This is a genomic window from Chryseobacterium sp. MEBOG06, assembly GCF_021869765.1.
Classification (GTDB): domain Bacteria; phylum Bacteroidota; class Bacteroidia; order Flavobacteriales; family Weeksellaceae; genus Chryseobacterium.
This window is the reverse complement of record NZ_CP084580.1, coordinates 4,098,024-4,122,197: the sequence shown is the minus strand read 5'-3', so window position 1 is coordinate 4,122,197 and position 24,174 is coordinate 4,098,024. Positions and strand designations below refer to the sequence as shown.

Annotated in this window: 12 protein-coding genes; 9 read left to right on the top strand and 3 right to left on the bottom strand. The window is 39.9% G+C overall.

Going from position 1 to position 24,174, the window contains the following annotated elements:
- Positions 1–10 precede the first annotated feature (10 nt).
- Positions 11–610: a hypothetical protein gene (locus tag LF887_RS18780; protein ID WP_236855776.1), complete on the top strand. Its 600-nt coding sequence runs from the start codon at positions 11–13 to the stop codon at positions 608–610.
- Positions 611–665: 55 nt separating this feature from the next.
- Here the strand turns inward: LF887_RS18780 and LF887_RS18775 are convergent, their stop codons facing one another.
- Both LF887_RS18775 and LF887_RS18770 read right to left on the bottom strand, forming a co-directional pair.
- Positions 666–899, bottom strand: a complete 234-nt coding sequence (locus tag LF887_RS18775) for a hypothetical protein (protein WP_236855775.1) — start codon at positions 897–899, stop codon at positions 666–668.
- 136 nt (positions 900–1,035) lie between these two features.
- Entirely contained in the window at positions 1,036–1,926 is an 891-nt protein-coding gene (locus LF887_RS18770) for a DUF72 domain-containing protein (protein ID WP_236855774.1), read from the bottom strand.
- Between the two features lie 696 nt (positions 1,927–2,622).
- Here LF887_RS18770 and LF887_RS18765 point away from each other — a divergent pair.
- From LF887_RS18765 to LF887_RS18755, 3 genes are all read left to right on the top strand, one after another.
- The gene (locus tag LF887_RS18765) at positions 2,623–6,255 is read left to right on the top strand and encodes a hypothetical protein (RefSeq protein WP_236855773.1); all 3,633 of its coding nucleotides are present in this window, start codon (positions 2,623–2,625) and stop codon (positions 6,253–6,255) included.
- Between the two features lie 203 nt (positions 6,256–6,458).
- Positions 6,459–7,082: a hypothetical protein gene (locus LF887_RS18760; RefSeq protein ID WP_236855772.1), complete on the top strand. Its 624-nt coding sequence runs from the start codon at positions 6,459–6,461 to the stop codon at positions 7,080–7,082.
- A 42-nt stretch (positions 7,083–7,124) separates the two neighbouring features.
- Positions 7,125–11,900: a hypothetical protein gene (locus LF887_RS18755; RefSeq protein ID WP_236855771.1), complete on the top strand. Its 4,776-nt coding sequence runs from the start codon at positions 7,125–7,127 to the stop codon at positions 11,898–11,900.
- A gap of 263 nt (positions 11,901–12,163) precedes the next feature.
- On the opposite strand, the gene LF887_RS18750 is transcribed toward LF887_RS18755, so the two are convergent.
- On the bottom strand, positions 12,164–13,615 hold the full coding sequence (locus tag LF887_RS18750; protein WP_236855770.1) for an extracellular solute-binding protein: 1,452 nt from the start codon (positions 13,613–13,615) through the stop codon (positions 12,164–12,166).
- Positions 13,616–14,484: 869 nt separating this feature from the next.
- Here LF887_RS18750 and LF887_RS18745 point away from each other — a divergent pair.
- The 5 genes from LF887_RS18745 to LF887_RS18725 all read left to right on the top strand — a co-directional run bounded on the left by LF887_RS18745 (position 14,485) and on the right by LF887_RS18725 (position 24,172).
- A complete protein-coding gene (locus LF887_RS18745) occupies positions 14,485–14,874 on the top strand; it encodes a hypothetical protein (RefSeq protein ID WP_236855769.1) in 390 nt (129 codons plus the stop codon).
- A gap of 452 nt (positions 14,875–15,326) precedes the next feature.
- A complete protein-coding gene (locus LF887_RS18740; protein WP_236855768.1) occupies positions 15,327–15,839 on the top strand; it encodes a hypothetical protein in 513 nt (170 codons plus the stop codon).
- 449 nt (positions 15,840–16,288) lie between these two features.
- Positions 16,289–16,903 carry a hypothetical protein gene (locus tag LF887_RS18735; RefSeq protein ID WP_236855767.1) on the top strand — a complete coding sequence of 205 codons (615 nt, stop codon included), beginning with the start codon at positions 16,289–16,291 and terminating at the stop codon, positions 16,901–16,903.
- A gap of 81 nt (positions 16,904–16,984) precedes the next feature.
- Complete coding sequence (locus LF887_RS18730) at positions 16,985–20,611, top strand: hypothetical protein (RefSeq protein WP_236855766.1); 3,627 nt, start codon at positions 16,985–16,987, stop codon at positions 20,609–20,611.
- 375 nt (positions 20,612–20,986) lie between these two features.
- Entirely contained in the window at positions 20,987–24,172 is a 3,186-nt protein-coding gene (locus tag LF887_RS18725) for a TonB-dependent receptor (protein WP_236855765.1), read from the top strand.
- Positions 24,173–24,174: the final 2 nt, after the last annotated feature.

Below are 24,174 nucleotides of genomic sequence, written 5' to 3'. Positions count from 1 at the left end.
TTTGTAGAATATGACACTGATTATTTTTATAATATTTCTCGCTTCTATCTTTTCCTTGGTTCTATTCAAGGTAAAATCGGGGCCTATAGCAAAATGGGCCAAGCTGTTTCGCATTGTAACCGTAGTTTCTTCGATCTCTGTTTTTACCTATTGGTTTATTAAGAAAAGTGCTGTTGCATTTGTAGCCAATTCCGTTGGACTGCAGGTAGTCAATAAACTTCCGCAGACCCTCGATTTTTATCTTATTAATGTAAGCAAGACAGATAAAACAACAACGCTGGAACCGAAGCACATTGGTAAAATACGTCCGGAATATTACAGAATAGAATATCTTAAAATGGATAAGTCTGATGAATACTGGATCGCAGGATATCTTGGGAAAAAGAACCTTGTCTACTTTTCCCAACACTCTGTGCCCAATAAAAATATTGATCAGATTGTAGAAGTACAGAATTATATCAATCAGAGTATGAAGCTTTCCGAAGCGGCAAAAAAACAGGTGGATGCCTATAATTATGAGAATACAAAACTGGGGATCTGGATTACTTTAGACTTTCTGCTTTTATTTCTTAATCTCGCACTTCTGCTGAAAAAAAATAAGACAAAATAATATATTATATAGGTAATGAATTGTTTTTATACTTCTCATTACCTATCATTTTTTACTAAGGATAATTCAGGATCTGCATGATCTGTTCCTTAAATTCTTCCGGGCAGCTTCTTACCAGCCTGTCTTTATTCTGTTTGCTGATCTGCTGAGGTTCCAGCCATTCAATTCTGTTAGAATTCAGGCTGTGATTGTCATATACTCTTTTTATCTTAGAGTTATCATAAAAAGTATATTCATCACCAAGCCAGCTGCTGGTAATACTGATTTTGCAAATTTCCTTTTCCATCATATTTATTTTAAAACATACCCTATTAGTGAAATAAGGTATACTCTAATGTAGACATTTTTCTGCTATGAAAAGGATTTATATTTTTTGAAGGTAAATTATTAAATAGGTATTGCCCTTTAAGTAGGGTCTAATTCTTTTAAAAAAGAGTTCCTGTACTTTCAGTTGCCATTTGTGGAATATGAATATCGGTTTTCCATTCCTGGTTCATCTTCTTGATGAAATAGGCCGATAGCAGAGGGGAAGCTTTTTCTATATTCTGGTGTACAAAAAAGTACAGATTTTGAAGACCTTCTTTTTTCCATTTTGTTAAATGCTTCATCCAGTCATCCAGTCTTTTATAATCGCTTTCTGCATTCGCCCCTACATAGCGGATGAACGCGTTGGGGGTCGTAAGGCGCATGTGAAGCATATCTCTTCTTCCTGCTGTATCTACAATGATATTGGTAATATGATGGGCTTCAAAAAGCTCACAGGTTGTATTAAGGATTTCTTCGTTGGTAAACCATTCCGTATTTCTAAGCTCTATAGCCAGAGGTACTTCTTTGGGCCATTCTTTTACAAATTTTTCCAGCCTGTCATAGTCTTTAGGCTTGAAATTATCATGAAGCTGAAGAAAGGCCATCCCCAGCTTTTCATCAAAATTAATCACTGCTGAAGCGAAATGGGTAACCGGATCCGTTACATCAATCAGTCTTCTGAAGTGAGAAACCGTATTGGTGATTTTAGGGAAAAATTTAAAATTTTCGGGAGTTTTCTCCTTCCACGTTTTTACCTGATCAGGAGTAGGCATTCCGTAGAATGTAGCATTCAGTTCAATAGAATTAAACTGAGTGGCATAATAGGTCAGTTCATCTTTCGTTCCTTTAGGATAAAATCCTTTAAGATCTGTTTTATTCCATTTAGCACATCCTATGGAAATATTCTCTAAGCCTTTTTTATTTTGACTTAAAATTTCTTTGGTTCTGGAATGATCTTTTGGTAACGTAAAATCTATTGCTGAAGGATCTTCTACCTGTCCGAATTTCATATTTTAAGTTTTTGTGAAGTTAAATGATCTGACAAATATAATGTAAAACCTTAAAAAAATAAATTTTTTCTAAGCAAAGCTTCTTTTTTAAAAAGCTGTAAATCCTTTGATTTTCATCCAAATATTTTCTGACTTTCGTTTCTTTAGCTTCGTTTTTAGAAGAAAGGGGTCAGCAATGAAAAAACAGCTGAAAAAAGTACCCGTAAAAGATGTATTTTTTTCATCTTATTTATAAATTTTATGAAAATTTATTAGTGGTAATTCTCAAAATTAAAGAAATGGTCTTGATTTGATTTGTTATCCTGTTTTGGAATGTATGGTTCTGTTTTTCAGTGTTTTGTTGTTTGATAAAGGCTGTCATTATTCCTGAATAGTGACAGCCTTTTCCTTGTATATCCCATCTTTTCAGGTTAGTTTTGCAGCCCCTTAAAAACAGTGCCGATAGGTTGTGAAAAAACAATATTTATTTTCAGCATTCTCATTTTATGATGCACTTTTAAAAGTAAAATAAGATGAAAAAATAGCTTTAATCGGCTTCTGTTTTTGAGTCAGGATCTGATGAATTCTTTTGGTCGCAGAAACCTGCCACAAAAAAATATTGTGTTACCAGAGAAAAGTGATTCATACAATAAGTATTTCCAATACTGTCGTGAAAAACTCACGTGGGATAATTTACTAACAATTAGATTGTACCTTATGAAAAAACGAAAATATATTTTTAAGTCTGTCATTTCACTTCTCATGCTGTTTTGTTGGTCAGTAAAAGCTTTAGCAGCCAATTACTACTGGGTAGGAGGAAGTGGAAACTGGAGTGATATCGGACACTGGCGTACCGTTTCCGGCGGTACAGCATTGCCTACGGTAGTTCCCGGGCCTACAGATAATGTCTTTTTTGATTCTAATTCCGGTTTTACATTGGCCAGCAAAACAATTACACTGAATGTGACGGCCAACTGCTACAATATTAAGTTTTCAGGAAGCGGAGTTGCTCCGGCTTTGACCGGGAACGGTAAAGAACTGAATATCTACGGATCATCCGAGTGGCAGGCGGGCATGTCAGTTGCCGTAACTTCCATTTATTACCGGAACAAAAATACTCCAAAGACCATCAAAAGTAACAGTGTTTCAGTTACTGCTTCCAATGTATTCTTTTATGAAGAAAATAGCATCAGCCTGGCTGATGATTTTTCGGTTTCCGGAAATTTACAGCATAATGCAGGAACCTTTATCTCCGGTAATTATAAGGTAACCTTAGGAAGCTATATCGGAAATTCAGGAACTAAGACCAGAACCCTTACCATGGGAAGTTCGGAGTTCTATATTTCAGGAACTTTTTCTTCAAGAACCCCGTTACTCGTGTTGAATTCCGGAACTTCCGGAATCATTCTTTCCGGAAATAATACAACATTAGATCCTTATGAAGGACAGATATTCTATAATGTAACCTTTGAAAACAGCGGACTCAAATCCAGTTTGGGACTCAGCCAGACGGATAAAGTATATTATAACCGGGTGGAGTTTAAAGGTGACGGAAAGCTTACCAGAGATAATGAGATCAAAGAACTGATCCTTTCAAAAGGTAAAACATACAGTCTGCAGAATAATGCGACACAAACCATTACCTCTTCGCTGAAAGCTCATACACCGGATTGCGGTGCCTGGATTATGATCAATTCCTCACTGTCCGGAACGCAGGCTGGTATCGTGGCTGACGCCGGAGTCGATATTGATGTTTCGGGAGTTATTATCAGAGACATTGATGCCTCGGGGGGTGCCGCATTTACAGCCGTAAAATCAGTTGACAGCGGTAACAACACAGGATGGAACTTTCCGGTTTCAGCCAGCCAGAATTTATACTGGGTAGGCGGTAGCGGTAACTGGGATGATAAAGGACACTGGTCCCAGACCAGTGGCGGACCCGGCGGATACTGTATGCCTGGACCTACCGACAATGTTTTTTTTGACAGCCAGTCGGGGTTTACTTCTGCTTCTAAAATGGTAACCATTAATGTGACGGCCAACTGTCATGATATCACTTTTTCCGGAAGTGCTGTTGCACCTGCCTTAAGAGGGTCCGGTAAAGAACTCAATATTTACGGATCTTCAGAATGGCAGATGGGAATGTCTGTGGGCATCATGTCTGTATATTACAGAAATAGCAGAGAGAATAAGACTGTGAAAGCCAATGGAGTGTCTATGGTGGGTGATAACGTATTCTTTGATGAAGAAAATTCTATAAGCCTTTTGGACAACTTAACGGTAGCAGGTGCCTTATTTCATAATGCAGGAACACTTAATACCAATAACTATAAGCTTACACTTGGAAGCTATTACGGAGATTCCGGAACAAGATTGAGAGTTCTTAATATGGGAAGTTCAGACTTCTATATTTCAAGAAGCAGTGGAGGTAGTTTTTCTACAAACAGCTCGACCGCCATTACAGTGAATGCCGGGACCTCTCATATTCATTTTTTAGGGACAACACCTGTAATGAGTCCCTATAAGGACCAGACTTTTTATAATGTAACCTTTGAAGCAGGAACTACCGGAATGCTGGGGCAGTATCAAACGGCTAAGGCATATTATAACCGTGTAGAATTCAGGGGCGATGGAAGTTTTATTGGCGACAGTCAAATCAGTGATCTGATTTTTGCAGAAGGAAAAACATACAGTTTGCAGGATACCTCCACTCAGACCATCACTTCTTCATTGGTAGCTCACGCTTCTGATTGCGGGGATTGGATCATGATCAATTCCTCAACATCCGGTACCCAGGCAAGACTCGTTGCAGCGCATGGCGTAGCTATGGATATTTCAAGAGTAATCATCAGAGATATAGATGCATCAGGAGGAGCTGTATTTACTACATCCGGTTCTGCCGACGGAGGTAACAACACAGGCTGGAATTTTTCAACTTCTGCTGTTCAGAATCTGTATTGGGTAGGTGGAAGTGGCAGCTGGAATGATAAGGCACATTGGTCACCTGCAAGTGGCGGATTGGGGGGATTTTGTATACCCGGGCCTTTTGATAATGTATTTTTTGATGCTGATTCAGGTTTTAGTGGTTCAAGTAAGACCGTTACTCTGAATGTAACAGCCAATTGTCAAAACATAATCTTTTCAGGAAGTACTGTTGTACCAACCTTGAGTGGCAATGGCAAAGAACTTAATATTTACGGATCATCTGAATGGCAGTCCGGAATGACAGTAGGCATTGGCTCAGTATATTACCGCAATACCAGTACACCGAAAACTATAAAAAGTAATGGAGCTTCAGTCATGGGGGATGTATATTTTGATGAAGAAAGTTCTGTAAGCTTACTGGATGATTTCTCAGCTCTGGGCAAAATTAGGCATCATGTCGGAACATGGAATACAAATGACCACACCGTAACTCTTGGGGCCGGATATTTTGCGAATTATTTTAAAGCAAGACCCAAAATAGCTAATCTGGGAAGCTCAGAACTTTATATTAGCGGTGATAATGGGGCTTTTTCATCAAATGCTTCTGGGCTTATACTAAATGCAGGTACATCTTCTCTACATTTTACAGGAGGAAATAGCTTGGTAGATCCTTATACAGGGCAGACATTCAATAATGTGAGCTTTGAAGAAAGTAGTACGTCCGGTCAATTGGGAAAAGAGCAATCCGACAAAGTATATTATAATCACGTAGAGTTTAAAGGCGATGGAAAATTAATGATGGACAATGAGATCAAAGAGTTGATTTTAATGGCTGGAAGAACGTATGCCTTGGAATCTGGAAAGACACAGGCTGTTACCGATCATCTGTATGCCAGTGGAAATTCTTGTTTTATACTATTTTTAAAAAGTTCCACAGGTGGAACACAGGCAAATTTAAACGTACAGACACCATCTGCAAATTTTGACTTTGCGAATGTAAAAGATATCAATGCTTCCGGAGAACCGTTACATTTTGGAAGTAAATCTTCGAATACAGGAAATAATAATAATATTATTTTCGACCCATATAGCCCGGGTTCTTTTTCAGGGTTTGCAGGACAGAACTGGAGCTGTGCCGGATTCAACAACAGTAATCCCTCTTCCTATACATTAAGTTCAGCAGGGTTTTATGGAAATCCTTCAACTGTTTATGAGTGGACGAAGATTGATGATCCGGCACATACTGGGATCATCTCTACCAAAGATTCTTTGGATATGAGGCCTTTCGGTTACGGGGTTTATCATATTAAAGTTACCTATTCTACCGCAGGATCAGGTGATTACTGTGTGGTTGAGGAGAGTATTACTGTCAAAAAATGCATACCAAGCATGATCAATCCCGGATTACCCTTAAGAAATTATTAAAAATGGTGTTTTTTTTAAGCAATTGTCTTAGAGTAAGTTAAGAAAAAATGGCTGTTACTATTCGCGAATAATAACAGCCATTTTCTTGTACAATGCTTTGTATCCCTATATGTTTGCGGTCAATATGATCCAGGTTCAATGATTTAGAAAGAAATGATTGAGCAATAATCCTGATCTTATATTATTAAAAAAAACAAAGAATAATGAAAAGAAAAAATGTACTCTTTTTTTTACTGATCTCCAGTCTTGGATTTGCGCAGGTCGGTGTAAATACCACAAGTCCGAAAGCTACTTTAGATGTTGCTCTGCCTGCCGGATACACGTCCGGAACCAAAGCAGGGATTGCTTTCCCTCAACTCTCAGGAAATGATATCGAATCCATCGATACTACCGGACTTAAATCCGGAACCTTAGTCTACAGTACCTCGGCATCTACTGCTTCTGTTAAAGATGTTACAGGACCAGGATATTGGTACTGGAAAGATGCTACCGATAAATGGGAACCGGTACTCGTTAATGCTCCTAAGTTCTTTTATTCCCCTTCCATTCCTATCAATACTGCGGTTTCTTCAGGAACGACAGAAACGATAGATTTGTATACCAATTATACGGGACAGTTTTCTACCCCTATGGCTAGCAGTACCGGTGCATCAGGCAGTATTCCTGTTTATGCAGCCAATGCATTGGAATACTATGTCACCTGGTATGATACTTCCATTTTTGAGAACGTGGCAATTGATGCTGCAGGCAAATTAACTTACAGCGTTCTAAGTACAGCGGATACAAGCAAACCTACCTACATGAATGTCGTTTTTGTGGTCAAGTAATAATCTGTTAACAAGCATATTAACTTTAATTAATGGATTTTCATGATGATAAAACAAAAACAAAATTTTAAATACCTGCTATTCCTCTTCTTCTTTTTATTTTCGATGAAGGGATTTGCTGCCAATTATTATTGGGTAGGGGGAAGCGGAAACTGGAGTGATATCAGCCACTGGCGTACTTCTTCAGGAGGTTCAGGAATCCCTTTGGTTGTACCCGGACAGACGGACGATGTCTTTTTTGATGTGAATTCCGGCTTTACTGCGGCCAGTAAAACGGTTACCGTCAACGTTCCGGCGAATATGCGAGATATCACTTTCTCAGGAAGTGCAGTAGCTCCGATTTTTAAAAGTGTAAGTACTGCTAACCCGATTAATATCTATGGATCTTCCGTTTGGCAGGCAGGTATGGAGATAAGCAGTGTGTATATCTATTACCGGAACAGCAACAGCCCCAAAACGATCACCAGTAATGGTGTTTCCATAGGTACAGATAATGTTTATTTTGAAGAAGTAACCTCAATGAGTCTGCTGGATGATTTTTCAGTTTCCGGTAAAATAACCCATTCGGCGGGTACCTTTAATACCAACAACCATAACGTAACGGCAATGAGCTACTTCGGGGATATCGGGGGCAATCCCAGAACATTGAATATAGGCAGTTCAGATTTTTATATAACAGGTCCTATGTACGATGGGAATTTTTCTGCCGACTCTCCTGTGCTTACTATTAATGCCGGAACGTCTCATATTCACTTTACCGGTGTTACAGGATATCCCAGCGTCAAACCGTATGCCGGCCAGCATTATCATTATATAAGTTTCGAAAAGCCGGGACTGGAAGGTAACCTGGGGTATGATCAGACAGGCAAGGTCTATTACAACCGGATCACCATGAAAGGCAACGGAAAGCTGATCAAAGACAATGAGATTGGTGAACTGGTTCTGGCAGAGGGAAAGACTTATACTTTAGATGGTAGTGCTGCGCAAACAGTAACCACCAAACTGTCTGCCCATATTCCTGACTGTGGTGAACGTATGAGCATTAGCTCATCCACCGCCGGAATCCAGGCAAAACTTATCGCAGCGCCCGGAGTAACGATTGATGTTTCAGGGGTCATGCTTAAAGATATTCAGGCTTCTGGGGGGGCACAATTCATTGCCCTGGAGTCCGCAGATAATGGAAACAATACAGGCTGGACCTTTCCTGCTTCACCGGGAAAGACTTTATACTGGGTCGGAGGAAGCGGTAACTGGAATGACAGAACGCATTGGTCTGCCACAAGCGGAGGAACAGGTGGATACTGTGTCCCGGGACCTAAAGATGATGTTTTCTTTAATACAGGATCAGGCTTTACTTCAGCCAGTAAGACCATTACGGTGAATGCACCTGCCAATATGAGGAATATTACCTTTGCGGGAAGTACAGTACCTCCTGTTTTCAAAAGTGCAAGTACGCTTAACCCGATTAACATCTATGGATCTTCCGAATGGCAGACCGGTATGGAAGTATGGAGTGTGTACATGTATTATCGTAATACCAATACTCCTAAAACGATCATCAGTAACGGAGTTTCAATACGTGTTGATGATGTGTATTTTGAGGAAGAAGCTTCAATAAGCTTAGTGGATGACTATGCACTGACTTTCGGAACTCTATGGCATAATGCCGGAGTATTTACAACAAATAACCATAAAGTACTGGTAGGAGGATATAATGCGAATTCCGGATCCAAGCCCAGAACACTTAATTTGGGAAGTTCTGAATTTACCGTAACGTCAATCAACAGCGGTATTTTTTCTGCAACATCAACATTATTAACATTAAATGCAGGTACTTCCCATATCCGTTTTACCGGGAATGGAAATTGTAAGCTCTTGCCATACGCAGGTCAGCATTATTATAATGTGACTTTTGAAAATAACGGAACTGCTACTCTTGGATATTTTAATCCGACCGGAAAAGTGTATTATAACCGTGTAGAATTTAAAGATGATGGGATACTGGTAAGTGATAATGAGTTTAGAGAGCTCTTGTTTGCTGAAGACAAAACCTACAGTCTGGAAGCAGGCAAAACACAAATGGTGGCCACCCGTTTTTCAGCCCACCCTTCCACCTGTGGCGGACAGATTACGATTGCTTCTTCATCAGCCGGAACTCAGGCAAAGCTGGAGGCTGCTTCAGGAACGGTGATCGATGTTTCCGGAGCGGTGATCAAAGATATCAATGCTTCAGGAGGCGCTGTATTTACCGCTGTACAATCTGTGGATAATGGAAATAATACAGGCTGGATATTTCCTGCTTCTGCTGCCAAGACCTTATACTGGGTAGGGGGGAGTGGAAATTGGAATGACGTCACCCATTGGTCTCTGAGTTCTTCCGGATCCGGAGGAGCTTGTGTTCCCGGTCCTAAAGACGATGTCTTTTTTGATGTGAATTCCGGCTTTACTGCGGCCGGTAAAACGGTTACCGTCAACGTTCCGGCGAATATGCGAGATATCACTTTCTCAGGAAGTGCAGTAGCTCCGATTTTTAAAAGTGTAAGTACTGCTAACCCGATTAATATCTATGGATCTTCCGTTTGGCAGGCAGGTATGGAGATGAGCAGTGTGTATATCTATTACCGGAACAGCAACAGCCCCAAAACGATCACCAGTAATGGTGTTTCCATAGGTACAGATAATGTTTATTTTGAAGAAGTAACCTCAATGAGTCTGCTGGATAACTTTTCTGTTTCCGGTAAAATAACCCATTCGGCGGGTACCTTTAATACCAACAACCATAACGTAACGGCAATGAGCTACTTCGGGGATATCGGGGGCAATCCCAGAACATTGAATATAGGCAGTTCAGATTTTTATATAACAGGTCCTATGTACGATGGGAATTTTTCTGCCGACTCTCCTGTGCTTACTATTAATGCCGGAACGTCTCATATTCACTTTACCGGTGTTACAGGATATCCCAGCGTCAAACCGTATGCCGGCCAGCATTATCATTATATAAGTTTCGAAAAGCCGGGACTGGAAGGTAACCTGGGGTATGATCAGACAGGCAAGGTCTATTACAACCGGATCACCATGAAAGGCAACGGAAAGCTGATCAAAGACAATGAGATTGGTGAACTGGTTCTGGCAGAGGGAAAGACTTATACTTTAGATGGTAGTGCTGCGCAAACAGTAACCACCAAACTGTCTGCCCATATTCCTGACTGTGGTGAACGTATGAGCATTAGCTCATCCACCGCCGGAATCCAGGCAAAACTTATCGCAGCGCCCGGAGTAACGATTGATGTTTCAGGGGTCATGCTTAAAGATATTCAGGCTTCTGGGGGGGCACAATTCATTGCCCTGGAGTCCGCAGATAATGGAAACAATACAGGCTGGACCTTTCCTGCTTCACCGGGAAAGACTTTATACTGGGTCGGAGGAAGCGGTAACTGGAATGACAGAACGCATTGGTCTGCCACAAGCGGAGGAACAGGTGGATACTGTGTCCCGGGACCTAAAGATGATGTTTTCTTTAATACAGGATCAGGCTTTACTTCAGCCAGTAAGACCATTACGGTGAATGCACCTGCCAATATGAGGAATATTACCTTTGCGGGAAGTACAGTACCTCCTGTTTTCAAAAGTGCAAGTACGCTTAACCCGATTAACATCTATGGATCTTCCGAATGGCAGACCGGTATGGAAGTATGGAGTGTGTACATGTATTATCGTAATACCAATACTCCTAAAACGATCATCAGTAACGGAGTTTCAATACGTGTTGATGATGTGTATTTTGAGGAAGAAGCTTCAATAAGCTTAGTGGATGACTATGCACTGACTTTCGGAACTCTATGGCATAATGCCGGAGTATTTACAACAAATAACCATAAAGTACTGGTAGGAGGATATAATGCGAATTCCGGATCCAAGCCCAGAACACTTAATTTGGGAAGTTCTGAATTTACCGTAACGTCAATCAACAGCGGTGTTTTTTCTGCAACATCAACATTATTAACATTAAATGCAGGTACTTCCCATATCCGTTTTACCGGGAATGGAAGCTGCCAACTTTTGCCTTACGCAGGACAGCAGTATCACAATGTGACCTTCGAAAATAATGGGAGTGCAGCCCTTGGCGATGATGGTACCGGAACTGTAGGGTACAATACCATGACTCTGAAAGGAAACACCATCATAAACGGGGACAATCAGTTTAAAGAACTGATTTTAACCGGAGCTAAAAAGTATACCTTACAGGCAGGTAAAACCCAAAAAGTGACGGAACAGTTGTATGCCAACGGAAGTGCATGCTACAAACTGGAGATGGTAAGTTCAGTACCAGGGACCAAAGCATTGCTGAATGTGGAGGCAGGAGCTTCAAGTTTTGATTTTGCCAATATAAAGGATATTGATGCTTCAGGAATACCATTGCATTTCGGAGCCAAGTCCAGTGATGGAGGAAATAATACCAATATGAGTTTTGCTCCATACGATCCCGGACTCTTTTCGGGGTTTGCAGGCCAGGACTGGAGCTGTACCCGATTTAACAATACAGATCCCGCTTCGTATACCTTAAGTTCGGCAGGTTTTTTTGGAAATCCTACCGTACAGTATGAATGGACCAAACTGAACGATCCGGCCCATACCGGCGTTATTTCTACAGAAGATTCGCTGGATATGAGACCTTACGGGCTGGGAACCTATCATCTTAAGGTGATCTATTCTACAGCAGGGCCAGGCGAAAGCTGTTCACTGGAAGAAAGTGTTACCGTAGGAAGTTGTATTCCGAGTATGATCAACCCGGGACTACCGATAAGGAATTATTAGAAACAAAATAATATGGATCTCATCCGGATCCTATTGAATAATTAATGACCGTAAGATATTCTTACGGTCATTAATTTTGAGGATACTTTTGATAAAAATTATAGGTAATCCTGATTTGTATGGAAGCTGTTATCATTCGCGGATAGGGAGAGGCTTTTTATTAAATATCGTTGTCAGGATTTTAAGCCCAGACAACGATAACAATAGTTTCTAATCTCCTGCTTTCGCTTGCATACTATTAATTTTCTTCACCCGAATTCAGGTTAATGATTATATTTTTGAATTGCCTTGGTGATCCCTTTATCAATTTGGTCAACAGCCTGATCTACGGTAAGAGTCCCTGCCAGGGCCTGTGCTGCATATGTTGAAATAACCGTATCTATTTCTGTATAAGCAGAAGTGTTAGGCCTGGCTCTGCCATGAAGCAGCGAGTTGTATAGAATATCGAGATAAGGGATTTTTGTACGAACTGCCGGATCATCGTACACACTTTTGATGGCGGGTCCGGTTCCGGCTGACAGTGCCCGATGGCGTGCTGCAGCAGCACTGCTAAGGTAGTCGATTACCTTTAAGGCAGCATTGGGATTTTTCGAATAAGCATTGATCGACAGAAAATTAGAACCGATCAAACCTGTTGGATCCTGACCTTCTCTTCCAGCCCATGCAGGTAATGGGACAATCTTGTAGCTGTTCTGAGTGGAAGGGACTTCTGTATCGATACGGAATTTGGAGGCCGACCAATCGGTAAGTCCGCCTATTGATGGGGTTTTAGCAAAAAAACGGGAAGCACCGACGTTGTTTGTAAACGTCAGAGCCTGAGAAGGAATCACCTGGCTCTGAACACCACTTACCAGGAAATTGAGGACCGCATGAGCCTGAGGAGACTGGAATTTTGAGGTTTTCCCATCCGCACTGATGAGTTCTCCTCCAGCCTGATACAGAAGACTGATCACATTGGCCGTTAGCCCCACACCTCCTGCATTATAAACAAAATTTGAATGAGAAGCAGCGTTAGTATAAAGATTCTGCCATGTTGAAAATTGACCCGTGTTTTCAAAAATAGCAGGACGGTAATAGAACATCATGGCATCTGCTCTGATCGGGATAGCCAGTACCTTTTTATTCAGAGAAACAGAATTAATAATAGAACTGAAAAATTCACCGTTTCTGGTTGCTACATAAGGGGAAAAATCAAGAATCTGTTCTTTTCCGGATAATTTATAGATGGCATAAAAAGGAGTAATAATATCACAGGAACAATCTTTGGCATCCAGGCTTTTGTCGTAGGCATCATCCATATCTCCCGTGTAGGAAAAAGGTTTGACAGTAATGTGGACGCCATTGTTTTGTGCATTGAACGCATCAATCAGAGGCTGATCCATCTGTTCGATTACAGAGGCCAGCAGGGGGAGTGGACAGTAGACCACTTCACCCTTGGCAGTGGCCATCAGTGCCGGGTCAAGCGTGTTGACAGTCACGGTATCCCGGCTTCTGCATCCAACACTTACCGACAGGACCGACAGGCTGGCAGCGAGAATTCCGAAACGCAAAGGCTTGACGGGCGAAAAATTTTTCCCGGGAGCTATAACGGGAGCATTTCCGGGAATAGGGGAAGCATTGGCTAAATCCTTCTCTTTATAATCCGTACCATTGAAGCGGCGGGCGTAAACTTTTCCTGAAAAGTCTACCCCAAAACGAAATAAGATTTTGTGCATAATAAATGTTTTTGTTAGTAAAATGAATACTTTATACTGCATGTATAAAATATTGCTTTCTCAATGTATGGCTTTTCTGTTATGCATACGATAATAGTTTATGCTTTATATCAATAGCTCATATAGTAAAATGCCTATAAAATCGATTAAAATTAAATTGTTAACTAAATATCTGTATTTGGTGAAATATTTTAATTAAACAAGCGGATTGAGTTGTTTAAATCAATACTGCTTGTAGAAGGTTTCGGTCTGCTGGCTTTCTTCCTCCTATTTTTTGTAATAAGCAAATTTAACGGGCAGGCAGGTCTGGATTTTTTGAGTATATATATATCTTAATATAGTGATATATTAAGATTGTTGATTTTCATTGTTGCGAAAATGAACATTTTATACAGGGGTGTATATAATATTGATTTTTCATGGGAATCTTTTTTATTATGCCTGTAATAACAGTTTGTGCTTTATATCAAAGTCTATGCAGTATGATGCTTTTAAATTTAATTTGAATTATATTTTTAATAAAAACATTCAATTTTGGTGATGTTTTAAATAAAATCAATGGATTTAGATTGATTTAATCAATACTATTTTTAAGAGGTTTTCTGTTTCCTAACTTAAATTTATTCATCATCATATTTCTCTTTTTTGCCACAGATAGAAAACAGGTGTCTACATTCCGAATAGTGACAGCCTTTTTATTGTGAGTTTTTTTTTGGCGGGCTAGATTTGCCACTAAGCAAAAAAAAACTTGATCAAAGATACTTACGAACCCTATGGTGCAGATGACAAGTGCTCGAGAAAAACTACATAACCACGATTATTAAAATATACCGAATTAGAAAGATCTGGTTCAGGTTTTAAAATAATTGATGATGAATAGTAACAAAAGAAAAATTCCTGGCATGACTCCTTTTGAGTGGAAAGAGTTTCGATATGTTTCAGATGATGGAAATGATGGCTTCCTGAGTAAAAATGATTTGCTGCAAGAGAAAGGTTTATTTGAAAGGCTGACGGAGCAGATAGATCCGCCCATTCCCAAAGAAGGAGGCGCCTTCACAGAAAATTGCAGGCTTTGGCTTCCGTCCGGAGAACTTTTACATGCGCTGTCCTATCACGGCGATAGGGAGGGGTGGAGAAAGCAGATCGAGCAGGGGGCGAAACAGCTAGGCTTGCTAACTGGAAAAATTGTAAAAGATGAAATTATTCTTTCAGATAGCCGAACTTATTTGCTGGTACAATGTACGGTTGAATTTTATTAGACTTAGAATGATGGAATATTTTTAAATTGGTGTTTTTCTAAGTGTTCCTATACAAAGAATTTTCTCTATATTTAAGAAAACAAAGAGGATTCTCAGAAAATAGATCTGTACAACAGGCTATAATAGAACATACAGCTGCTTCCTTCCGGGGGACCAGCTTTTTTTATGCCCTTACTCCTGCTGAAAAATCCCGTTACCCCCTCCGAAGTCCTTCTACCTCGAGGGGCTTCAGAATGGCCTGGAGCGATGTTCATGGCATTTTTTGATGATTCTTCGTGCTTTTATGAACCATGATTCTGTAGAAAAGGCTGTCATTATTCCCGAATAGTGACAGCTATTGTATTGTGAGTTTGTTGGAGGTGGGTTAGTTTCGCAGGCAGTTACAGATAAAGGTAAATATAAGATGGCTCATGACTAACAATCCATGCCCTAAACAACAAAAGAAAAAAAATATGAATACACCGAACATATTAAGTGATGAATGGTATGCCCTAAGAGAAGCTGAAGAATCTCTTTTGGTCAGCAGATACAATATCAGCAGGGGGGATGATTTCATGGTCATCATCCTGTTGGCCTTAGGAACATTATCCGAACAGGCCACCGCCCTTCGGTTTTTAAAAAATGATGAAGTAGGGCTGGAGGACACTGAGCTCATCAGGATCGTTCCGGATATTATAGATATTGCCGTCGATGGGAATAGGGAGAACAGGGATATAGCAAGATCTGTATTGATAAGGTATTCATCCCATTTTTTGGTTAGCAGAGAACTCATAAAAGAGGCATTGGATAGATTGCTGAACAGATACCTGATCAGAAAAGACGAAAAAGTGTACAGAAGACTGGCAGAGTTGCTGGTTGATATGGATTGTCCGGAGTTTCTTAATAAACTGATGCTGGCTTACAAAAAAGACCACCATGAGAATATTTCTAAAATTTACAGTGACTTTTTAAAATTCATACCATAAGTAAGATGAAATTGGGTGATCTTCAAATTCAAATTCATCACCATTTTTCTGATTTCATATTCATGGAAAAGAAAAAGTAGAGAACAGCAAAAACCAAAAATTTCAGCCATGGCAGATTTCTGAAAAGCGGAAGCTCATAGTGAATCAACTAAAAAAAAATTTTGAAGTTTTTTAAGAAAATTAGTAAAAAAAACAAAAAATATTAGGGATTTATGTTCTTTTTTGATTTTAGTTTAAAATTGATTTTATTTGGTTTATTGAATTGTTTGTCAGTGTTTTAAATTGTATTAGAGGCTGTCATTATTCGCGAATAATGACAGCCTTTCTCTTGGATAGTTCACTATTTCAAATTAGTTTTGCGGTCCCTTAAAACGAGTCAATCATTATCTGAAAAATAAACACATAATTGATGATATTGATTTTGTTTATTCCGTTAAAATTCTAAACTAATGAAAAAAACAATTATTTCTCTTGTACTACTGATCTCAGGATTTAGCCTTGCGCAGGTTGGAGTTAATACACCCAATCCACAGGCCACTTTAGATGTAACGCTGCAGTCAGGATATGTTTCCGGAGGTAAAGCAGGGATCGCATTTCCACAGCTGTCCGGAAACGATATTGAAGCGATGGATATCACAGGATTAAAATCCGGAACACTGGTATACAGTACCTCTGCTTCTACAGCAGCCACCAAAGATATTACAGGAATAGGCTATTGGTACTGGAAAGATGCCACCGACAAATGGGAACCTGTCCTGATCAATGCCCCGAGGTTTTTCTATTCTCCTTCCCTGCCTATTGATACTTCCGTGGCTTCAGGATCTGTTGATCTGTATGCTAATTATACGGGACAATTTGCCACCCCTATGGCAAGCAGTACAGGATCACCTGGCAGTATTCCGGTCTATGCCGTGGATGAAATGGAATATTATGTAACCTGGTTTGACGATACCATCTTCAGCAATGTAAGAATAGATGCTGCCGGAAAACTGACCTATGACGTCTTAAGTACCGCAGATACCAGTAAACCCACGTATATGAATGTTGTTTTTCTGGTCAAATAAAAACCGGAGGAAAAAAGACATTTAATCCATAATTAATTGAATAGGATTATCGAAGCCTAAGCTTTTATCCAAAAATTAGAAATGATGACAATACAAAAACACAAATTCAAATATATATTCCTCTTCATAATATTCTTTTTGTTTTCGGTAAAAGGATTTGCGGCCAACTATTATTGGGTAGGCGGAAGTGGAAACTGGAGTGATATCGGCCACTGGAGAACCACATCCGGAGGAACCTCCATCCCTTCCGTAGTACCAGGACCCATGGATGATGTTTTCTTTGATGCCAATTCAGGATTTACAGCAGCCAATAAAACGGTTTCCGTGAATGTGATAGCCAACTGTCGCAATATCACTTTTTCCGGAAGTACGGTTGCACCCAATGTAAATAGTGATTACCAAAAAGGACTTAATATTTATGGTTCTTCTGAGTGGCAGCTCGGGATGATAGTGAATGTATCTTCTTTTTATTACAGGAATACCAATACCCCTAAAACGATTAAAAGCAATGGAGCCATCATGAGAGTTTCCAATATCTTATTTGAAGAGGAAACTTCTATAAGTTTTCTGGATGATTTTTCTACTTCTGAAACTCTTGTCCATAACGCAGGAATATTGAATACCAATGATCATAAGGTGAGCTTGGGAAAGTATGTTGGAAATGATGGAACAAAACCTAGAACGATCAATATGGGAAGTTCAGAATTTTATATCAGAGATTCATTTTCTGCCAATAAATCATTTTTAACGTTGAATTCAGGTACCTCTCACATCCATTTTTCAGGATATTCTTCTACGTTGTTCCCCTTTGCGGGGCAAACCTATTATAATATAAGTTTTGAAGGACCTGATGGAATCTTGGGATATGATCATTATAACCAAACTGTGGGTAAGGTCTATTTTAACCGTGTGGAGTTTAAGGGAAATGGAAAACTGCTTAAAAATAACGAGATTAAAGAACTTATTTTTACAGAAGGAAAAATATACAGTCTACAAAACGGATATACTCAGACTATCACTTCATCATTGGCTGCCCACTCTCCGAATTGTGGAGGCTGGATTACCATCAACTCTTCAATACCTGGAATACAGGCAAAACTGATCGCGGCATCCGGTGTTTCTATTGATGTTTCAAGGGCTATTATAAAAGATATTCAGACTTCGGGAGGGGCCGTATTTGCAGCTGCAGGTTCCAATGATAATGGGAATAATACCGGCTGGACTTTTCCTGCTACTGCTGGTCAGGATCTGTACTGGGTTGGAGGCAGTGGAAACTGGAATGATAAAACGCACTGGGCCCAGACCAGTGGAGGTACAGGAGGATACTGTGTACCAGGTCCTTCTGATAATGTCTTTTTTGATGCCAACTCTGGTTTTACAACAACCTCTAAAATCGTTACCCTGACCTCTGCATCGTACTGTCACCATATTAAAGTTTCCGGAAGTGTGGTAGCTCCTACTTTATACGGACCGGAAACTGAACTTAATATTTTTGGTTCTTCTGAATGGCAGGCAGGAATGAAAGTAGATATCCGCTACATCTATTACCGTAATAATAACAAGATCAGGACGATCAAAAGTAATGGAGTTTCAGTAGGGACAGAAGTCTACTTTGAGGAAGAAAATACCATCAGTTTACTCGATGACTTTTCGGTTTCCAGTACCCTGTATCATCAGGCAGGAGTATGGAATACAAACGGATATAAAGTAACCCTGGAAAGCTATAAAGGAGATGAGGGATCAAAGCCCAGAACACTTAGCATGGGAAGTTCAGACTTTTATATTAAAGAAGGGGATTTCTCAGCAGATTCTCCACTGTTAACTTTGAATTCCGGAACCTCCGTTATTCATTTTCTGGGACAGGTTTCTATGCTGAAGCCTTATGCAGGCCAGGTTTATTATAATGTAAATTTTGAATATAGCGGAACAGTACCTGCAAGATTTGGCTACAATCAGAGGTCTAAAGTTTATTATAACCGCGTAGAGTTTAAGTACAATGGAGAAATTAAAGGTGACAACCAGATCAGAGAACTTATTTTTACAGAAGGAAAAACATACACGTTAGCTTCTTCTTCCACACAGACGGTGACTTCATTATTCCGTGCTCATTCTCAGGGATGTGGAGATTGGGTCACCATCAATTCATCAATCAATGGTACACAGGCGAAAATCGTGGCATTGTCAGGAGTATCAATAGATGTTTCAAGGGCATTGCTAAGGGATATTCAGGCATCTGGCGGAGCTGTATTTACAGCTGTGGGATCTATGGATAATGGAAATAATACAGGCTGGACATTTCCGGTATCGGCTGCTCAGAATTTATATTGGGTAGGTGGTGGAGGCAATTGGAATGATACCATGCATTGGGCTCAGACCAGCGGGGGCACAGGGGGATCTTGTGTACCGGGTCCTACGGATAATGTCTTTTTTGATGCTAATTCCGGTTTTACAGAATCTGCTAAATTAATTATTCTGTCTTCAGGATCATATTGCCATAATATCGTATTTTCAGGAAATACAGCAGCTCCTGTTTTATCAGGATCTGGTACAGAACTTAATATTTACGGTTCGTCCGAATGGCAGTCCGGGATGAGACTGGAAATAGGTTCTGTGTATTATCGTAATACGAACACTCCTAAAACCCTGAGAAGTAATGGGGTCTCAACAGGGTCCCAGATTTATTTTGAGGAAGAAAATACCATCAGTTTACTCGATGATTTTTCCGGGTCAGACGTGCTGTATCATCTTGCAGGAACCTGGAACACAAATAACCATCAGGTGAGTTTGGGACGATATATCGGAGATTCCGGAACCCAGCCGAGAACCCTCAATATGGGAAGTTCAGATTTTTATCTGTCATTTCAGTCTTTTTCTGCCTCATCTTCTTTATTAACATTGAACTCAGGGACTTCTCATATTCACTTTTTATTTTCTTCTTCCAGGCTCCTGCCTTTTCCGGGCCAGACGTATTACAACGTAAGTTTTGAGGGAACGGATGGAAGTTTAGGTTATGCTTACAGCCAGGCCACCGCCAAAGTATATTATAATCGTGTAGAATTTAAAGGAAATGGAAGTTTTATTAAAGACAACCAGATCAAAGAATTGATCTTAACGGCAGGAAAAACGTATATTCTAGATGCTGGTAATACACAGACGGTAACGGATAAGTTATATGCCAGCGGGAATTCTTGTTTCATCTTGTTTCTGAAAAGCTCTGTACCCGGGACAAAAGCTAATCTTAATGTAATGGGAGGTTCTACTGGTTTTGATTTTGCAAATGTAAAAGATATCAATGCCTCAGGGGAAACTCTCAATTTTGGAAGTAAATCTACCAATGTGGAAAATAACTTCAATATGACATTTGATCCCTATGATCCAAGCGCTTTTTCAGGATTTGCCGGCCAGGATTGGAGCCATGCAAAATTTAAAAATAACGATCCTGATTCTTATACACTGAGCTCAGCAGGGTTCTACGGAAATCCTTACACGACCTACAAATGGTCAAAAATCAATGATCCTGCACACACGGGAACCATTGCCACAGGATCTACTTTAGATATGAGAAGTTTCGGATATGGAACCTATCATATCAAGGTAGAGTATTCAGCTCCGGGATCACCGGATTATTGTGTGGTGGAAGAAAGTATCATGGTGAAAAGCTTTGTTCCGAGTATGATTAATCCCGGTTTACCGATCAGGAATTATTAGGACTTATTTTCTGGTCAAATGTGACTTTATCAAAAAAAATAAAAATGATTACAATGAACCGCAGGATTTCCTGCGGTTTTTTTAGGTCCAAATGGATAAGTACTGCAGTATTTATTTACCAATGGCTATCCTGTTTTTAAAGAAGTCATTTGTTGAAAGGATGTAAAAGATGACTGGGATAATACTGAAATTATTCATTTTTATCCTTGTCAAATCAGGAAAAATGGTTCAGGTATTCACTCATTTATGATATGTTGATTAAGTTTTTTTTAAGGAAATGTTAAACATTCTGTTATATAATGTTAATTCTATGTTACCATACTTGATGTGGATGACGTCTAATTTTGCATCAGAATTGTAACAATAAAAAAAATCATGAAGAATAAAATAATCTGTGCCTTTGCTTTATTATCGTTTGGCTTTGCATTTTCACAGGAAACCAGTTCAAAAATTTTTGGACGGCTAAAAGGAACTTCTTCCGAAGTTACGGTGAAGGTAGTGCACATTCCTACCAACAGTACTTTTGAAACAAAAAGCAACACAAAAGGACAGTTCAGTTTAGACAATCTTCAGCCTGGAGGACCGTATTCTATAGAAATATCAGACGGATCACGGGTTATCTATTCCAATCCCGGAATTCAGCTGTCACTCGGAAACAACGATCTGCCCGTGGTGGACGTGACAGGAAATGAAAAAACCATTGATGAGGTAAAGATTACTTCCAAAAAGACCAGTGTGAAATATGGTGTGGGTATTAGCCAGGCACAGATCTCAGGGCTGCCCAATATCAACAGAGGTATACAGGATGTCACCAAACTGGTTCCACAAAGTGCCAATAATTCTTTTAACGGAACGAACTTCAGATATAATAACGTTACTATTGACGGATCCATCAATAATGATGCGATCGGTTTCAGTCCGTCTCTGGGAGGACAGACCGGAACATCAGGAATGCCGGGAAGCAGCACGCGTTCCAATTCCATCAGTCTGGATGCTATTCAGGATGTGCAGGTCTATATTGCCCCTTATGATGTTAAGCTTGGAAATTTCCTTGGAGGGAGTATCAATGCCGTAACCCGAAGCGGAAGTAATGATGTCACGGGATCTATCTATGCCTATGGAAGGAATGCCGCTATTACCGGAAACAACAGAATAGGAGACAACTCAAAAATGCCGAAAGCTTTTGAAGATGTTATTTACGGAGGGAGAATAGGGCTGCCTGTGGTAAAAGATAAAGTATTTCTATTTTCGAATCTGGAATACACCAAGAGAAGAGATCCCGTATTTTATAATGCCAACGATCCGAATGCTCTGGTGAATGATGCGGTAGCCGGGCAGATTTCTGATTTTGTACGGAATAAATACGGCTTCAATACAGGAAGCTTCGACGGATACAATAACTTCTCCGAAAGCGCCAAGCTCTTCAATAAATTGGACTGGAAAATCAATGACAAACACTCGCTGTCCATCAAAAACAACACCGTGTTTTCACAGGCTTCAAATCTGGAAAGGGATGGTGCCAATTTCAGGTTTGCCAGTATGGATTTCGTTCAGAAAAATACGGCGTCCACTACCACTCTGGAGCTTAAAAGCCGCTTTAATGACAGGTGGAATAACAATCTGGTATTGGGATACTCTTCTATTCACGATTACAGAGATCCTACTTCCGGTAATGCTATGTTTCCACAGGTAGAAATAGCCTATAACGGAGGAACGATTCTTCTTGGGAATGACAGGGAAGCTACTGTTTTCAATATGAAACAGAAAACTTTTGAGATCACAGACAATCTAACCTATAAAACAGGAAACCATACATTCCTTTTAGGAACCCACAATGAGTTGTACAATATCGATTACGGTTTTGTCAATGCTTTGAACGGAAGAATCTCTTATAAAAGTTTAAATGATTTCTATAATGGCAATCCTTCCAGAATAAGAGGGACCTATCCGTTTAACGGAGAAGGGAGGGAAGCCCTTTTTGACAATCCGTATGCACAGTATAAAGTAAATCTTCTGTCTCTGTATTTTCAGGATGAAATCAATTGGGGAAGAGTGAGGTTGTCTCCGGGAGTAAGAGTAGACTATACCGATCTGCCCAATAAACCACAACTGAGCCCGCTTGTGAACAGTTCTCCGCAGGATCCTAATTATGGGAATACCTATACGTATACTCCGCTGAGCCAGCTTACGAACAATTATCTGAATAAACCTACATTCTCTCCAAGACTAGGATTTACATATGACATTACTGAAGACCGTTCTATGGTATTGAGAGGAGGCTCCGGGATCTTTGTGGGAAGAATTCCTTTTGCATGGTTAGGATATGCTTATTATAATGATGGAGTTGGCTTTGGAAGCTATGATTACAATGCTCCGACGACAGCTCAGCTGGCTGCGAATGGAGATCCGCTGATGAGTTCCAATTTCCCGAAATGGCAGAATTCATCAAAAGTTCAGGTAGACCTTATTGATAATAATTTTAAAATGCCAAGAGTCTGGAGAAGTTCGTTAGCATTTGATTATACAAAGTCCGGATATAAACTTACATTGGAAGGAATCTATACAAAGGTGCTTTATGACCTGAAATTCCAGCAGGTGAATAAAACAGACAATGTAACCTATTACAGCTATGATGTGAATCATGAGATGCCGATTTATACGACCAATATCAACAGTAACTTTTCTAATGCCTATCTTTTATCCAATACTAAAGAAGGGTACCGTTACAACCTGACAGCGCAGCTTTCAAAATCGTATAATTTCGGATTCAATTTCTTTGTGGCGTATACCTATGGTGATGCGAAGGATATTACCAATGGTATCAGAAATTCTATGGAAAGCAACTGGCAGATGAACCAGTCTCTGACTCCTAATGACCCTAAGCTTACCACTTCCAATTTTGCCATTAAAAACAGAATAGTAGCAAATCTTGGATACGGTTTTAATGTTTCTAAGCTTAACAGACTATCTGCCAATGTCTATTTTAATGCACAGTCAGGAAATCCTTTTTCATGGGGATTCATTAACAGTACAATTGCCAATACAGGGCAGGCAGCAGGACTTGCCTATATATTCAAAGATGCAGCTGAAGCCGCGAAATACATAGTTCCTATAAAAGACGGATCTGGTAATGTCTTAGTGACTGCCCAACAGCAGATTGCAGATTATGAAAGCTTTGTGAACAATAATGATTACCTGAAATCCAGAAGAGGAAAATTCACAGAAAGAAACGGAGATGTTACCCCTTGGAATATACAGGCTGATATTAAGATAATGGATGAAATCAGACTGAGCGAAAAGTCTAAGAACAGCATCCAGATCTCATTAAGCATTATCAACTTTACCAACTTGTTGAATAAAGATTGGGGTAAGGTATATTTTGTACCTAATACCTTCAACTCTACAGCAAGTGTAGGACTTACAAAAGTGGGGAATGTGGCTTCGGGGCAGCCGGCTGCAGGAGATCCTACTTATAATTTTAAAACACCTGGTTTACCTTACACGATTGATCAGTTTGCATCCAGATTCCAGGCACAGCTGGGAGTCCGATACAACTTCTAATG

Bases quoted from the DNA above. Each gene is read 5' to 3' on its own strand.
- LF887_RS18780 (WP_236855776.1), top strand. From the start codon at position 11: ATGACACTGATTATTTTTATAATATTTCTCGCTTCTATCTTTTCCTTG.
- LF887_RS18775 (WP_236855775.1), bottom strand. From the start codon at position 899: ATGATGGAAAAGGAAATTTGCAAAATCAGTATTACCAGCAGCTGGCTT.
- LF887_RS18770 (WP_236855774.1), bottom strand. From the start codon at position 1,926: ATGAAATTCGGACAGGTAGAAGATCCTTCAGCAATAGATTTTACGTTA.
- LF887_RS18765 (WP_236855773.1), top strand. From the start codon at position 2,623: ATGAAAAAACGAAAATATATTTTTAAGTCTGTCATTTCACTTCTCATG.
- LF887_RS18760 (WP_236855772.1), top strand. From the start codon at position 6,459: ATGAAAAGAAAAAATGTACTCTTTTTTTTACTGATCTCCAGTCTTGGA.
- LF887_RS18755 (WP_236855771.1), top strand. From the start codon at position 7,125: ATGATGATAAAACAAAAACAAAATTTTAAATACCTGCTATTCCTCTTC.
- LF887_RS18750 (WP_236855770.1), bottom strand. From the start codon at position 13,615: ATGCACAAAATCTTATTTCGTTTTGGGGTAGACTTTTCAGGAAAAGTT.
- LF887_RS18745 (WP_236855769.1), top strand. From the start codon at position 14,485: ATGATGAATAGTAACAAAAGAAAAATTCCTGGCATGACTCCTTTTGAG.
- LF887_RS18740 (WP_236855768.1), top strand. From the start codon at position 15,327: ATGAATACACCGAACATATTAAGTGATGAATGGTATGCCCTAAGAGAA.
- LF887_RS18735 (WP_236855767.1), top strand. From the start codon at position 16,289: ATGAAAAAAACAATTATTTCTCTTGTACTACTGATCTCAGGATTTAGC.
- LF887_RS18730 (WP_236855766.1), top strand. From the start codon at position 16,985: ATGATGACAATACAAAAACACAAATTCAAATATATATTCCTCTTCATA.
- LF887_RS18725 (WP_236855765.1), top strand. From the start codon at position 20,987: ATGAAGAATAAAATAATCTGTGCCTTTGCTTTATTATCGTTTGGCTTT.